The organism is Fuerstiella marisgermanici (assembly GCF_001983935.1).
Lineage (GTDB): Bacteria > Planctomycetota > Planctomycetia > Planctomycetales > Planctomycetaceae > Fuerstiella > Fuerstiella marisgermanici.
This window is the reverse complement of the sequence record NZ_CP017641.1, coordinates 6,216,675-6,232,142: the sequence shown is the minus strand read 5'-3', so window position 1 is coordinate 6,232,142 and position 15,468 is coordinate 6,216,675. Positions and strand designations below refer to the sequence as shown.

Genomic DNA, 15,468 nt, shown 5'->3' with positions numbered 1-15,468 from the left:
ATTCTCGGACAGGTGATAGCGACCGCAAGCTATCGGTTTGGCAGGGAAAAGCTATCGTGGGCCGCCGCCGTTCCCGATTCGGCGTTGTCGTACATCGTGATGATCGTCGCTTTTTCGCGGAGTTCTGTCATTGCATTTTGACGGGCGTCCACCAGTCTCTGCTGAATGATTTTCTCCTTGATCTGTTCCTGCACCTGCTGAAACGGCGCTGTCGTGGCGAATTCATGAGTCACCACGCGGAAGATTTCGAAGCGATCATCCTGTTCAAACACTTCAGTTGTCTCGCCCGGTTTCGCCGCGAAGATTTTCTTCTCGGCCTCTTTGTCCGCCAGGCTGCCGGGTTCCAGCCAGCCCATGTCTCCGCGTTGTTCGGCACTTAGAGCGTCGGAAAATTCTTCGGCGACTTCGGGAAATTCTTTGCCGTCGTTCAGGGCTTCTACAACTTTGGCCATCCGCTCTTTGGCTCCTTCACGGCCACCGTGTCGAGCGAACTGTACGACAATCTCCTGGCAGCGAAGCCGTTCTTTTGATGTGAAGTCTTCGCGATGAGTTTTGTAGTATTCCAGCATTTCTGCGCGGTCGACAATGTCGGAAACATCGACCACGCTGGAAAGGTAACCCTGAGCCATCTGAACGCGGAAGAAACTTTCACGCAGCAGCTCGATCGACAATCCCTGAGTGGCCAGCAGTTCGTTTAACTGCTGATCAGTTTCCAGATTCTTATCGGCTTTGATTTTTGCGATGACTTCGGTTTGAAACGGTTCTTCAAGCGAGTCTCGCACCAGTTGCTGGCGATCTTCCGGAATGGCTTTTCGCAACGCCTGAATTGCGATTTCCTGCTCGATGTAGTTGGTTAAGCGCGGCTTGATTTCCTGATGCAAAATTTGCTGCACCTGTTCGGGCTTCAGGTTGGGATTGCTTTCCACGGTCAGTCGAATGCTGCCGATCAGGTCGTCCACAAAAATTGGACTCCCGTTGACTTCGGCCACGACTGAGTTTCCGGTCAGCGGTTCAGGCGATGTGGAATCGTAGCTGACCGTTCTTACAACCGAACTGGGCAGTTCATCCGATTCTGCAACCGATGAACGGTTGGTGAGTGCCCGCCGTGGCGGCGTTTCGGAGAACACCGGATTGTCATCGACCAGAGTTTTTCCTGCGCATCCTGCCAGGCAAAGGCAGGGCAGCAAACCGCATAGCAGAACTGCAAACAGTCTGCGCAGCCGGTCAGCGGCGATGGGAAAGGTCTGAAAATTGAGCACAATTGCTTCCGTGCAGATGGTGCGGTTGGCGGTCGACGTCGCCTAAGGACCGGAAATATACGGTGATTGGCGAGCCTCCGGCAAGAGCGGTTCCGGCTGCGGGCTACCCGAACGGCCGGAAAATGGAGGCATTTTCAACACGACAAGCTGACGTCGGCAGTTATTGCCGTGCTGGTGTTCAGTTTTGGGAAGGTGCCACGTGTTCGGCTGTAACGCAGATACGCCGGAAACCTTCGGATAAACTGAGGGGCCGCAACGACTTAAAAATAAGGAAAACTCAAATTCGCCCTCAACCACCCACTTCTGCCGCGCTCCCGCGCACATCAGCCGCCCAAGCGACCGCTCAAGCCCCGGAGCTGCTCGCACCGGCGGGCGATTGGGACTGCGTGCGAGCGGCCGTGGAAAACGGCGCGGACGCGGTTTACCTGGGACTGGATTCCGGCTTCAACGCGCGCGCTCGAGCGACCAATTTTCGGCTGGACAACGTTGATGGGTTGATGGAGTTTCTGCATCGGCGATGCGTGAAAGGCTACGTGACGTTGAACACCCTGGCGTTCACGGACGAGCTCCCTCGCATGGAAGAAGTCGGTCGGAAATTGGCGGCGGCCGACGTGGACGCGGTGCTGGTTCAGGACCTGGGCGTTGCTCGACTGCTGCGTGAAGTGTGCCCGGAATTGAGTTTGCACGCGTCCACGCAAATGACGTTGACCAGCGCCGAATGCATCGCCGTAGCGCAGGATCTGGGGATGGAACGAGTCGTCCTGCCGCGCGAATTATCCATCAGTGAAATTCGTAACATCAGCAGTAAGACCGACATGCCACTGGAAGCGTTCATTCACGGAGCGTTGTGTGTCGCGTACTCCGGCCAGTGCCTGACGAGCGAATCGCTCGGCGGACGCAGCGCCAATCGGGGCCAGTGTGCTCAGGCGTGTCGGCTGGCCTACGATTTGATTTGCGATGGCGACGACGTGGATCTCGGCGATCAGAAGTATCTGCTGAGTCCTCAGGACCTGGCGGCGTACGCTTTGACGACCGACCTGATCGAGGCGGGCATCTGTTCGTTCAAGATTGAAGGTCGGCTGAAGACGCCGGAATATGTCGCCAACACTGTGCAGCATTATCGTCGAGCAATTGATGCAGCGGTTGCTGGCCGAAAGGCGGAGTTCACTCGACGCGAAATCAACGATGTCGAAATGTCGTTTTCGCGCGGCTTTAGTCCGGGCTGGCTGGAAGGCTGCGATCATAAGATGCTGGTCCCCGCCACAAGTTCGGCCAAGCGAGGCGTGTTGCTGGGGGAAGTTGTTGGCGTGTCGTATGACCGAGTGACCGTGCGGTTGGAAAGTGCAATCGCAGCGGGCGACGGTGTTGTGTTCGAAGGAGATCGCGAACAGAACGCCGAACAGGGTGGCCGAGTCTACGAAGTCTTTCGCGATAGCCAGCGTTTGAGCGGTCCAGCAGAGGGAGGGACCGTCGAGCTGGCGTTTGATCAGTACGGCGTCGACGTTTCCGCATTGAATGTTGGTCTGAAGGTTTGGAAGACCGATGATCCAAAGTTAAACAAACGCTTGCGAGCCACTTTTGCTGGCCCGGATGCTCGCCGACGAGTTGCCCTCGATGTCGAGGTGACGGCCATTGTTGGCGAGCCGCTGCGAATACGGGCGACGGTCTCTAACAGGGCTGGTTGCGAAGTCACTTCGGAAGCCGTTCTTGAGCTAGCACGAAAGCATGCGTTGACGGAAGACGTTGTTCGTGAACAACTCGGTCGACTGGGAGCCACCATTTTCGAACTGCGCGACGTGCGCGCGAAAATTGAAGGCGGCCCGATGGTGCCGTTAAGTGTTCTTGGGCAACTACGACGCGAGATGATCGAGCGACTTAACAAAGCCGACATCGCCACACCGCGAAGTATTGCACCGGAACCAGGGCTGCCGCGACTTCGCGCTGCGATCAATGGAACAGCAAATCCAAACGGTGAGGCTTCAGGTATTGTTCCTGCGAAACGTGCCACGCAGCTCAACGCGTTGTGCCGTTCTCTTGAGCAACTTCGCGTGGTGGTTGAAGAATTCGCCGCCAACGAATCATCACCGGTCGTCTACGCCGACTTCGCTGATATTCGGCAATATCGTGACGCCGTCGTTGTTGGTCGTGATGCCGGAGTGCAGGTTTTTCCGGCGACGCCCCGCATTCAGAAGCCCGGAGAAATGGGCCTCTTCAAAGCCATGGCCAAACACGAGCCGGAAGGTGTTCTCATCCGAAACCTTTCTGGCCTCGCCTTTTTTCGAGACCTCAACATCCCCACCGTGGCCGATTTTTCGCTGAACGTCACCAACGAACTGACGGCCGAATACCTGATGCGGCATGGTGCTGAGCGAGTGACGGCGAGTTACGATATGAATCGTGATCAGCTGATGGAACTGGTCAGCGTGGTTCCGTCGGAATGGCTGGAAATCGTGATTCACCAGCACATGCCGATGTTTCATATGGAGCACTGCGTGTTCTGTTCGGTGCTGTCGCCCGGTACCAATAAAACAAACTGCGGCCGCCCTTGCGATTTTCACAAAGTGGAACTCCGCGACCGCATTGGCATGGAGCACCCGTTAACAGCCGACGTTGGTTGCCGCAATACGCTGTTCAACGCAACACCACAAAGTTCCGCCGAAGTCGTGCCCGCGTTGCTGCAGCGCGGCGTTCAAAGCTTTCGAATTGAATTTCTGTACGACGACGCCACTCGCGTGCGAGAAACTCTGCAACTGTATCGTGACCTGCTAAGCGGCCACATCACGGGCGCCAACGTCTGGCAGCAGTTACAGGCCAGCAACCGAGTCGGCGTTACTCGCGGCACCCTGGAAGAACGCCGCAATCCACTGGCGATTCTGTAAGGTCGTCGAATGTAGGCTCCGGCGCCCCGATGGAACTTTCGCCGTGGAAATTTGTTCCGCCGCAGCTGCAGCTGGAACGTGTGCCACGACCTTCCGAGTTACGAGCGGGCACGAAAACGGCTCCTGCCCGCACTGTGCGCTCGGCCCTCCCCCGATCTTGCTTCGCTCGATCGACCCCTCCCGCAATAAATTGCGGGAGGGGTTGATCTGTCAGCCATTCAATCAAAATCCTTTGGCAAAGTGTCGCCCGCCGGTCTGCACCTGTTGGGCGGTCGTTCTTACGGTAGAAACCGAACTGCGAACGGCAATCAATCGCCGTCCGGCTGGTTACGGTTTCCTGCCGCATCCATATCGGCGGCTCGAAGGTATTCCTCACCATCAAACGCGACGACAACCGTTGGCTGATGGGGATCCTGATCGATGCTTGCTTTGTGCTGCCGCAAGCCAGGGCACAGAAAGTCGTTGCAGGTGGAGCTGCGGATTTCTCGCGGCAAAGCACAGCCCATTTCGGTGTGGTACAAGCACGAATCGTTTTGAGATTTCTCCGGAATGCGGTCGATGTAGTCGTCGATCATTGCCTCCGACGTGAGCGACTCGTGCTGCACAAACCGCCAGGCGAGAAATTCGGGTGACAGGTACGCGTGTTGATGTCCCATTCGACAGCACCAGCCGCGGCACGTGCTGCACGCGTTGATGACGGCTCGCGAATCGCAGTCTTTGTCACGCGGTTCGTAGCCGCTAAGCAGGCGGTTGCGACGGAGTGGGTGGTTCGCCAGTTGCTCAGCTTCGACGCACGCTTCTTCCAGCACGCGGCGAAAGGCGGCGACGCGTTCGGCGGGTTGAGGTGCCTGGTCGTAGTCAATGGCGGGGACGACAATCAGCAGCGACTTGCCCGATTGCGTCTTTTCCTGGAGCTCCGGGAACTTCTGTTGCAGGTATTCACGACCTCCGTCATCGATGCTCGCCTGCGCGGCTTTCTCCTTCCGCTTCTGTTCGGCGATTTGCTGTTGCAACCATGGCCCGCGGCACGCCAGAGCACCGCAGATGTTTTCGTGACGTTCGTGAGCGGTCGTGAGTTCGCTGCCGCAGGAGGGGCACAGCGGCGGTCCACCGAAGGCGGTACGGGTGGCGGGTTGAGGCGTCATGGCGTCTCCTGGATTTGGTTCTCAGTAAACAACTCAGCGCTGAGTATCCGCCTTCTCCGTCGGTGGAAACCGTTTGCGTCGTTCGCTGTCGATTGGTTTACCGCTGCGCATGCTCCACCATTCTGCTGCTCGGTCTGCGTCGTAGCTCGGATTCGGGATCGGCATTCGAGCACTCACGCTGGTGCGCCATGTTTGCAGTTTGCGTTTCAGGTCGGCCGCCCTGCCCTGCTTTTCTGTTGCCAGGTTCTTTGTTTCGCCAATATCGTTGGCCAGATTGTAGACCTCAATGTCGCCAGTCCCGTCCAGGTATTCGATCAGCTTCCAGTCGCGTTCGCGAATGCTGCTGGCGGGGCGGTCGTGATGGTAGTGGGGGTAGTGCCAGTGCAGCGCGGTGCGGTCCAGCTTTGTCGATGGATCGGACAGCAGCGGCTTCAGGCTGAGTCCATCAATCGTCTGATGTTGCGGGAGTTTGCCGCCTGCCAGGTCGACAAACGTAGGATAGAAGTCGTAGCTGATGGTCGGTTCGCTGCATTCACTTCCGGGCTTTGTGAGCGGCGGATACTTCACGATCAAAGGCACTCGCACACCGCCTTCATGCAGCGAACCTTTCTCACCCTTCAGCGGAGCAACCGTTGTGACGTTGTCATCTGCCGCTTCGCGATAATCGTAGCGGCGGTAGAGGCCTCCATTGTCTGACGTGAATATGACCATCGTGTTGTCTGTCAGGCCCTGCTGGTCGATTGCGTCTACGATTCGCCCCACCATGTCGTCACAGTGTTCGACCATCGCTGCGTAAACCGGATGAGGTAACTTGCGCTTTTGTTCGGCGGCTCGCTGAGTGTACTTGTCCACCTTTGCGCACATCGCTCCCAGCGGAATATGAACCGCGAACGGCGACAGCATGAGAAAGAAGGGCTTCTTCTGGTCTTTGCTGCGGGCGATGAAATCAATCGACAGGTCGGCTTCGAAGTCGGTGCGATACTGATTCGGTTTTGGCTTTGGACCATCGAGTCCCTGCACCTTGTAGCGGCCCGGAAGGTGAGGCCCGTTGATGACGGCTGAAAAATCATAGCCCTGTCGATCGGGTTGAAATTCTGCCCCGTTGCCCAGATGCCACTTCCCCACGTAGCCCGTGGTGTAGCCTGCTTCCTTCAGGGATTCGGCGACCGTTACGGTGTCCAGCGGCAGCGCCATGGTGGTCTGCGGCGTGATGACTCTTTCAAACGGACGCCAGTGGCCGGGGATGTGAGCTGTGATGCCAATACGAGCCTGATTTTGTCCGGCTTGCACGGCGCACCGAGTCGGCGAGCAGACCGCTCCAGCGGCATAGAAGTCGGTAAACCGCACGCCTTCGCTCGCCAGCTGATCAATACGCGGCGTGTCGATGAAGTCATTGCCGTAGCAGCCGATGTCTTTCCAGCCAAGGTCATCGATGAAAATCAGCACGATGTTTGGCTTAGCGGCCAGGCTGGCGGCAGGCGTTGCGAGGAACAGAAACAGCAGGCATGCGAGTCGGTTCATGTTGGCCTTTTCTACGAAGTGCGGTCGTCGAACGCCAATCCTACCAATCGCCGAGTTCCTCGGACAGCTCGCACCATTTTTCTTCGGCCGCACTTAGTTCGACCTGAATGGCGTTGATCTGGTTGTGTAGATCCATGGCCTTTGCTGCGTCGGATTCTTTCAGCATGTCGGCGTTCAAAGCTTTGCGCTGCTCGTCGAGGCGGGCGATCGACTTTTCCAGATTACGCAGCTGCTTGCGGGCATTGTGCTGCTCTTTGCCCGACATTGATGCCTTCGATTTTCCGGACGCGCCAGCTTTGCCCGCTGGCGGTGTGGCCATTTTGCCACCGGAACGTTCTCGTTCGCCTTCTTCGATTTCCTTGTTGACCGAATACACATAGGAATCGTAATCGCCGCCGTAGTTTCGAGCTCGACCGTTGCTGACTTCGATCACGTTGGTGGCAATGCGTTTGACGAAGTGGCGATCGTGGCTGGTGAACAGGACAGTGCCCTGGTAGTTCAGCAAAGCGGTCGCCAGTGCTTCAACCGTTTCGACATCAAGGTGGTTGCCTGGTTCGTCAAGAATCAGAACGTTGTAATCGCCCAGCAGCAGGCCAGCCATGCAGACTCGAGCACGTTCGCCACCGGACAGCACTTTGATTGGCTTGTGCACATGAGCCCCTCGGAACAGCAGTGCACCGGCCACATTCAGGCAGTCCTGAGTTGTGATGCCGGGCATTGAGTTGTATTCGAGGTACTCCAGAACCGTCTGATCCTGCGGCAGCGTCGTGTATACGTGTTGGGCGTACGTGCCAATCTTGCAGCCGTAACCCCACTTCACCTGCCCTTCAATCGGCTGCAGCGAATCGACCAGCGTTCGCAGCAGCGTCGTTTTTCCCTGGCCGTTGTCGCCCACGATGGCGGCTCGCTGTTGATGATCCACTTCCACATCGACGCCGGTGGCGACGGTGTGATCCGGATACCCAATCGACAGGTCCAGGCACCGCACGGCCGGTCCCTGACGCGGTTCCACGACAGGAGCCTTGATGGACGCCGTCGGAAGATCAACTTCGATTTCTTTCGTTTGAAGTCGGTCCAGTTGTTTCTGCTTGGAACGAGCCTGGCTGGCTGAGGTCGCTCGAGCTTTGTTCTTTTCGATAAAGCGCTGCAGCTGTTTTTGTTTGGAGATCACGGCAGCGTTCGTGCGTTCGTCGCGGATCTTGTCCTCTTCCAGCTTTTCCAGATAAGGGCCAATCTTGCCGTTGTACAACGTCAGCTTGCCGCGCGACAGGTCCAGGGTTTGGTCGCAGGTCGCCGTCAGGAAGGCTCGATCGTGCGACACGATTAAGCATGAAGCCGGAAAATTCACGAGGAAGTGTTCCAGCAGAATTTGGGTTCGCAGGTCCAGAAAGTTGGTCGGTTCGTCCAGCATCAACAGATTCGGATCGTGCAGCAGCAGCGCCGCCAGTTTGACTCGCGTCTGCCAGCCGCCGGAAAGATCCTTGACCGGGCCGTTCAGGTAATCGCCTTTGAGTTCGAACTGTCCTGCGACTTCACCGCATTTCCAATCGGGCTGCCCGCTGTCTCGCATTAAGAAGTCGAGAGCTGATTCGGCGGGTTCGAACGGGTCATGCTGACGCAGATAGCCGACTTTCAGGTGAGAACCGCGGATGACTTCGCCACTGTCAAGTTCTTCATTGCCGAGCAGAATGCGCAGCAGAGTTGACTTGCCGGCTCCGTTACGCCCAATAAAGCCGACTTTCACGCCATCGTGAATTGTGACGCTGGCGCCATCCAGGAGAGCCTGGTCGCCATAGTTCTTAACGCCATCCAGAAGTTGCAGCAGTACGGCCATGATGTCGGAACGGATTGAGGAATGCTGAAGAAGTCAAGTCAGACGGGACGTGTACTGTTCCATCCGAACCGCTTCAAGGGCATTCGTCCGCTTTTCGACAGAAGTGGCGGTTCCTGCGGAAATGGGAGTGTATTTGTCAATCACATGACCGGAAACGCGGCTCTGAACTCGTCGGTTTGACGCAGAGTGTCGAATTCCGGCGCTGCTACCGGAAGCATGGGGTCGGCCCCCAGTGCTTTGGCGGCATTGATGGCTTCAATGCACTTTTTCGCGGCAGCCGCAGCGTCATCCTTGTCATTGGGTGAGCCATTTACGATCGCTCGGTGTTGTAGCCCGTACGTCGTCGCCAGCAGGAACTGAAGCTGTAATTTTGTGACGGGTGAGGCGGCGTTTGCCGGTCCATCAATCAGCTTCTGTTCGTTGGTTTCGAAAATGCTGAGATTCCCTTTGTCGGCGGCCGCCCATGCCTGCAAAGCCAGATCAAATGCGGCGACGTCTTCCGGCGCTGCTTCAGAGTCTTCCTTGAGGACACCGGCAAATAGTTGAACCATGTGCTTCATGCCGTTCCAGTCATCTTGTGCTTGGTACTGTTCAACGATTGGTTCCACAATATCAGCGGCATCCTGCCAGGCTTTCATGGCGGATCGGTAATCGCCTTCGCGCGCGTGCAGTTCGGCCATGCTCATCAAGCCAACGGCAATGGCGTAGCGTTGAGGGTTGTAGGCTTCGCCGCCGATCTTCAGGCCTTCTCGATAGTGATCGATCTGCTTTTGCGTGTGCAGCTTCGCTTCTTCAAGTCGCCCCATCGCCTTTAGGCAGGCGGCCATTTTCTGGTGCAAACCGCCCGCTCGCAGCTGCGGACCCGGACGGCCGACTTCGGCTTCGACCACGTGGGCGTAGCCGTCGACCGCTTTCTTGAGCGTTTTGTATGTGTCATCGTATTCCATGTGCGCGAACTGGGTGGTGGCCAGATCACCAAGCATTGTGTAGTACAGGCGACGCACCTGAACGTCTTCTGTCTCTTCCGGATTGCGGTCTTCTAGTAGTTCCAGTGATTCCAACAGATAGGTCTCTGCTTCTGTGAAGAGACCTACCTGTAAACACGCCGCAATCAGATCCAGTTTGATGTTCAGCAGATCCTGAGTGATGTTCTGTTTCGTTGCTTCCGGCCATGCTTCATGCAACGCGACACACGTTTCGTGGACTTCGCGTCGCATGTCGATTGCGGCTGCGGACCCTTCCTTCTGGGCTTTAACGGTCGCCAGCCTGGACCTGCATTGCATAACAACGTTTTGCAAATCGAGGCTGTCCGGGTCTGCGTCCAATAGCGTTTCGGTGTACGCGATTGTCTGCTCGGCGATTTCTTTTGCATCGTCAAACTTCGCGACACGTAAAAAGAATTGCGCGAAATTCGCCATGACCTGAGCGAGCTGGTACTTTCCGTCCTGGCTGGTCAATGTCTTGCCGGTTTCGATCGCCAGCCGATGTTGAGCTTCCGATTCTTCGTGCTGGGCCAGTTGAGAATAGATGTACGCTCGCCGCGTATGTGCCTTGGTCTTGGTCAGTCGAGTGCTTTCGCTGTCGCCACCTTCGTCGATGATCTCCTGCAGGCCGTCGATGGCGGCGTCCAATACCTGGCCGCGAGCTTCCAGAGTCGCTTCACGTTTGGTGAGGTCGTCGTACACGCGATGCACCAAATCGTTCATGGCACTTAACGCAAGGTCGCGCTGGCCTTCGGCTTTTGCGAGGGCCTGTTTTGTGTCGCCCAGCGCTTCGGCGACCTTCCGCTGCGACAGAGTCGAAACTATCGCCGCCCCCAGCAGCGTTACAGCAACGACGCCTGCTAAAGCAGCCATGCTGGGGTTGCGGCGACACCACTTGAATAGTCGCTGCACTCGCCCGACCGGCCTGGCATTGATCGGCTGTCCGGCTGTGAATCGCCTGAGTTCATCGGCCAGTTCCCGCGCTGACGCATATCGGCGAGCCGGATCTTTCTCCAGACATCGTTCGCAAATCGTTTCGAGGTCCTTCGGCAACGCGGAGTTTAGCTGCCGCAGCGGAGCCGGGTTATCGGTCATGACCTGATGCAGAATTTCCCACGGTGTCGCCGCCTGGAACGGAGACCGACCGCACAGCAATTCGTACAGAATCGCGCCCACTGAATAGACGTCCGATCGTTCGTTGGCCGTTTCGCCTCGCGCTTGTTCCGGCGGCATGTAGGCTGGCGTTCCCAGCACGTCGCCGGTCGCGTGCAGCGTGTGTTCGGCGTCCAGTCGGCGAGCCAGTCCGAAGTCGCACACGTGAGGTTCGCCGGCAGAATCCAGCAGCACGTTGCCGGGTTTTAAGTCGCGATGAATGATGCCCTGGTCGTGAGCGTACTGGACAGCCTGAGAAATCTTGTAAGCCGTGTCGACAGCTTCCGCGACCGGCAGCGGGCCTTCCTGCAGTCGCTTCGCGAGTGTTCCGCCGTCGATGAACTCCATGACCAAAAACGGTGAGCCCCCTGCTTCACCTACCTGATAGATCTGCACGATCATCGGATGGACTAACGAGGCGGCAGCTTCGGCTTCGCGGAGTAGTTGTCGACTGCTGTGTTCGTCTCGTGCGTCGGGGCCGATCAACAGCTTGACGGCGACAATGCGGTTCAGTTTTTCGTCGAGAGCTCGGTACGCAATTCCGCTGCCGCCCTTCCCCGCGACTTCCAGCAACTGGAATCCTGGAATCTGCACGGTCTGCGGTGCGGTTTGTGCAGCTGTTGTTGCTTGGTCAGATTCGCGGCGTCGGGCAGGCAACGTCACTGCGGTGTCCGGCCCCGTGTCTCCCTTCGCATCGTACGGATCGGACGACTGGAGTGCTCGGTGGACCTGAAACTGTCGGGACACGAGTTTGCTGAATTCCGGAAAACGGTTCAGGTATTCCTGCTCCATCGCGTCAACGGTCAGGTCTTCCTGAAGCAGGTCTTCGCGCAGCAGGACTTCGGAATAAATCACGTCCAGAACGGCTTCCGGGCCAAGCGCCTGAGTATCGATGTCGCTTAGCAGTGCCTCAACGCGCACATGATCACCAGCGTGCCAGCGGCGTTGTTGTTCGATCAGAATGCTGTCAGATTTCAGGGCACCATCGTCTGCCATCGTTTTGGCTCCACGCTGTCGTTCTTGCGGAAGTGCGTTTCCTTTGGGTAAACGCAGTCTGTTGGCTGTTCGGACAAAGAAAATCGAAAATGCGGGCTTCCGCCCACCCTCAACCGATTGGCGAAGCTTCAATCTCCGCGCGAACCCGATCCAGAGCCCGTTCCAGCCGCTTGCGGAGTCCGTCGGCCGATTCGCTCAATTCGGTGGCCACTTCCTCCCACGACTTCCCGGCGTTTCGAAGATCTGCAATTTGCAGCTCGTCGGCCGTTAACCGAGATCGAACCTCAGACAGCAATTCGCGAGCAGCGGCGGCGGTGCGCGGACCTGGGCTGTCTTCAATGACACTGCAGGGGTCGAAGGGCCGACCGTCGGGCTCCGGACGATTCCGCTTTTGCGTCGTCTGGCGGCGATGCTCGTCGATGATGCGGTTTCGCGTCATCGTGGTCAGCAGCACCAGAAGCTGTTCGGGTTTTTCCAGGTCAAAGCTGCCATCGGTGGCACTCTTAAAAAAGCGGCCGAAGACAGACTGGCAGATATCGATCGAATCGACAATTCGGCGCAGCCGCGGATCGGTTAGTCGCAGTCGAGCGGCTCGACGGATTTCCGGCTCATACTGTCGCACCAGTTCTCGAGCCGCGTCCTGGTCTCCGCTTCGCGTTTTTGCCATCAACTCGGCAAACTGTTGATCACTCAGCATGTACGTTAGTTCCGCTGGCCCCGGTTTTAAACGTTGCGTGTCCCGATCATTTGCGGGGCGGACAGCACAACAGGCAGAGCAACATCAATCAAGCATTCCATCACCACTGCATGGCACATTGCTGGAAATTCCTCGCGTCGGCTGAGATAACACGAATTTGACAATTTGAATGAGCACTCGGCGGTGAAGATCGTCGGTCCAGCTCGTCACAACACCAAGGGAATATGCTGTGAAGTTTATCAATCGCGTTTTGCTGACGCTGGTCGTGTGTCTGGTTTTGCCGTGCAGCACACGTGCCGAGCACGAAGGCAAGGTTCAAATTCTGCTGTTGGGCGACAGCACCACCGAAGGCAGTGTGCCGCGAAGGCTGCAGCCTGAAGGTCCGCATCTGGAAACGGTACTCGAAATGCTGCTGGCGGCAGAAGAAGATCTGCCACCGTGTCACGTGGTCAATTCCAGCCAAAGTGGTGAGTACATCAAACGGCTGTTCGATTCCGGCCGCTACAAACGCAACGGTGAAAAACTGCCGGGCATCGATTATATCTTCATTCGTTACGGACTGAATGATCGTGCAAAGCGGGAAGACTTCACAACCAACTTCCCGAAAGACTTTCACGACTTACTGGCTCGACTGCGGAAGGATCATCCTGACGCAAAGCTGATCCCGATGACAGTGATCCCCTTCGCCAACGAAGAAGTCAGTGATGAAATTAACGCGCTGGTCAGGCAGGTCGCGGAAAAAGAAGGGCTGCCGGTGTTCGACATCTATCCTCGCTATGCGGCCGAGCTGAAAAAAGGGCACAACATGCTGAACTATCGCCGCTATCCGCTTGAGAAGATTCCTGCGAAATACCATGCACTGGTGAAGCCGTATGTTCGTGGGCCAAGCGTTGAGATCATGGATAACGAACTGGACGGAATTCTCGGCCACCTGCCTGGTTGGTACGGCGACAGGCATCCGAACCTGGCGGGGTATAACGTCATCGCGGACGAAACGGCCAAGTACCTGGCGCCACTGTTACGCGAACGAGCCAGCAAGTAGATGCAGATGTCGGAAGCAGCTCGGCACTTCAAACGGCCGGGCTGCGGGGACTGTTCACGTTACGTTGCTCGCACCATGTCGCTCAGCTTCAACACTGTCTTCCAGTTGCGAGCGGTGGTGGGTGCACCCAGAGTTTTCTCCACTCTTGCTGCCAGTTTTGACCGACCGACTCCGTCCGGTGCATGCAAATAGAATGTCTGGTTGATTAGTCGCCACTTTTCTGTGGCAGATGCCAACTCGTTTAACTGATCGCGGGGCATCGTTTTCACGCGCTCGGCAAGAAAGAAGCAGTGCAACGATTTTGGATCGCCCGTGGCTTTAGGAAACGGATTTGCGGCGATCGTCTCTTCAAGTGCCTCGGAACTGAGGATAAACGTGCCAGGACGAAATCCGTGGCGCTCTTCAATGGAGTCTGCGATCCGCTTATTCAGCGACTTCGGCAGCTTTTCTTTGAACTGAAACACGACGTTGCCGCTTTGAATGTAGGTGCGAACATTCAGCATCTTCAGAGACGCCAGGCCAGCGGCCAATTCCTTCATCGGCAGCACGTTGCGACCGCCAACGTTGATGCCGCGAAGCAGCAGAACCCACGTCTTCATAGACATTCATATCCTGATGACGGCTGCAGACGACAACAGTTTCTTTCGCCTCAGCCTGCGGTTAAACTCATCGAGCTTTTACTACTTACGTATCGGAGTTCTGTCGATGTTCAGAAAACTGCTCACCTGTTCGCTGCTGCTTGCTCTTTCCGCAACTTCGTTCGCGGCCGAAAAGTCGCGGATTCTGATGCTGACTCAAAGTGTTGGGTATAAGCACGGTTCGGTCACTCGGCAAGAGCAGAACCTGTCACCTTCGGAAATCGCCATGGTGCAGCTTGGTCAGAAGACGGAACTGTTTACGGTCGACTGTACTCAGGATGCCGAATCCGATTTCACAAAAGAAAATCTGCAGAAGTACGACGTCGTGATGTTTTACACGACGGGCAAACTGCCGATCGCTGAAGCTGACCTCGACTACTTTTTGAACACATGGCTCAAACAAAAGGGGCATGGCTTCATCGGAGTTCATTCAGCGACGGACACTTACAAAGATTACGAGCCCTATTGGGATATGGTCGGCGGCAGTTTCGTTTCGCACCCGTGGACAGCCGGCAACACGGTCACGATCTCCGTTCACGAACCCGAACATCCTACGATGAAACCGTTTGGCAAAGAATTTGAGGTTCGTGACGAGATCTACAAGTACAAGAACTGGCAGCCTGAAAAAGTTCGCGTGCTGATGAGTCTGAACATGGAAAAGTGTGAACCGGCCGAACCCAATCACGTGCCCGTGGCATGGGTGAAGTCGTACGGTGACGGCAAAGTCTATGTGAACAATCTCGGCCACAACCCTTCAACGTGGGCTGACCAGCGGTTTCTGGATTCCCTGACTGCGGCGGTGAAGTGGATTCGCGGCGACGTGGAAGGCAAGTCGGCTCCTAATCCGGACGTGTCGAAAGCTCAGGAAAAAGCGGCAAAGGCGGCGGTGAAGGTGCCTGCCACAACTTTCACTGAGCATGGCCACACCACGGACGAGTTGGACGTCGTCAAAAGTCACGTCGACAAAAAGCGAGCTGTGTTGCTGGATGTTCGTGAACAGGACGAATGGGACGAAGGCCATTTGGAGGACGCCCGTCTGGTGCCGCTAAGTGCCTTCAAGTCAGGGACGCTCACAGCAGAATTGAAAAAGCACCTGCCGAAGGATAAACCGATCTATCTGCATTGCGCGGCCGGCGGTCGGGTGTTAATGGTGGCCGAAATTCTGCAGGGGAAAGGCTACGACGTTCGCCCGTTGCGAGCTGGCTATTCAAAGTTGCTGTCGGCCGGTTTTGAGCAGGCGATGTAGCGGAGCAGGCTTCGAGAAACTCAGCCCGCCGTTTTGCGAAACAAAAGCCGCCCGATATCATTTCGGCGGCAGGCGC

At 56.7% G+C, this 15,468-nt stretch carries 10 protein-coding genes; 3 read left to right on the top strand and 7 right to left on the bottom strand.

Annotated elements, in window-relative coordinates:
- Positions 1-29: 29 nt before the first annotated feature.
- Positions 30-1,259 (bottom strand): peptidylprolyl isomerase, encoded by a 1,230-nt coding sequence (locus Fuma_RS23370; protein ID WP_077026243.1) that lies wholly within the window; start codon positions 1,257-1,259, stop codon positions 30-32.
- Between the two features lie 386 nt (positions 1,260-1,645).
- Here Fuma_RS23370 and Fuma_RS23365 point away from each other — a divergent pair, with 386 nt between their 5' ends.
- On the top strand, positions 1,646-4,138 hold the full coding sequence (locus tag Fuma_RS23365) for a U32 family peptidase (RefSeq protein ID WP_229360724.1): 2,493 nt from the start codon (positions 1,646-1,648) through the stop codon (positions 4,136-4,138).
- Between the two features lie 308 nt (positions 4,139-4,446).
- Here the strand turns inward: Fuma_RS23365 and Fuma_RS23360 are convergent, their stop codons facing one another.
- From Fuma_RS23360 to Fuma_RS23340, 5 genes are all read right to left on the bottom strand, one after another.
- Positions 4,447-5,283, bottom strand: coding sequence for a hypothetical protein (locus tag Fuma_RS23360; RefSeq protein WP_077026242.1), 837 nt, complete (start codon positions 5,281-5,283; stop codon positions 4,447-4,449).
- 33 nt (positions 5,284-5,316) lie between these two features.
- Entirely contained in the window at positions 5,317-6,804 is a 1,488-nt protein-coding gene (locus tag Fuma_RS23355; RefSeq protein ID WP_077026241.1) for a sulfatase, read from the bottom strand.
- A gap of 40 nt (positions 6,805-6,844) precedes the next feature.
- The gene (locus tag Fuma_RS23350; protein WP_077026240.1) at positions 6,845-8,638 is read right to left on the bottom strand and encodes an ABC-F family ATP-binding cassette domain-containing protein; all 1,794 of its coding nucleotides are present in this window, start codon (positions 8,636-8,638) and stop codon (positions 6,845-6,847) included.
- Between the two features lie 140 nt (positions 8,639-8,778).
- On the bottom strand, positions 8,779-11,769 hold the full coding sequence (locus Fuma_RS23345; protein WP_077026239.1) for a serine/threonine-protein kinase: 2,991 nt from the start codon (positions 11,767-11,769) through the stop codon (positions 8,779-8,781).
- Between the two features lie 109 nt (positions 11,770-11,878).
- The gene (locus tag Fuma_RS23340) at positions 11,879-12,466 is read right to left on the bottom strand and encodes an RNA polymerase sigma factor (RefSeq protein WP_077026238.1); all 588 of its coding nucleotides are present in this window, start codon (positions 12,464-12,466) and stop codon (positions 11,879-11,881) included.
- Between the two features lie 229 nt (positions 12,467-12,695).
- Here Fuma_RS23340 and Fuma_RS23335 point away from each other — a divergent pair, with 229 nt between their 5' ends.
- The gene (locus Fuma_RS23335; protein WP_229360722.1) at positions 12,696-13,508 is read left to right on the top strand and encodes an SGNH/GDSL hydrolase family protein; all 813 of its coding nucleotides are present in this window, start codon (positions 12,696-12,698) and stop codon (positions 13,506-13,508) included.
- A gap of 59 nt (positions 13,509-13,567) precedes the next feature.
- Here Fuma_RS23335 and Fuma_RS23330 read toward each other — a convergent pair whose 3' ends face one another.
- On the bottom strand, positions 13,568-14,107 hold the full coding sequence (locus tag Fuma_RS23330) for a DUF1697 domain-containing protein (protein WP_077026237.1): 540 nt from the start codon (positions 14,105-14,107) through the stop codon (positions 13,568-13,570).
- 106 nt (positions 14,108-14,213) lie between these two features.
- On the opposite strand from Fuma_RS23330, the gene Fuma_RS23325 reads away from it, so the two are divergent.
- Positions 14,214-15,392, top strand: a complete 1,179-nt coding sequence (locus tag Fuma_RS23325; RefSeq protein ID WP_145944329.1) for a ThuA domain-containing protein — start codon at positions 14,214-14,216, stop codon at positions 15,390-15,392.
- Positions 15,393-15,468 lie beyond the last annotated feature (76 nt).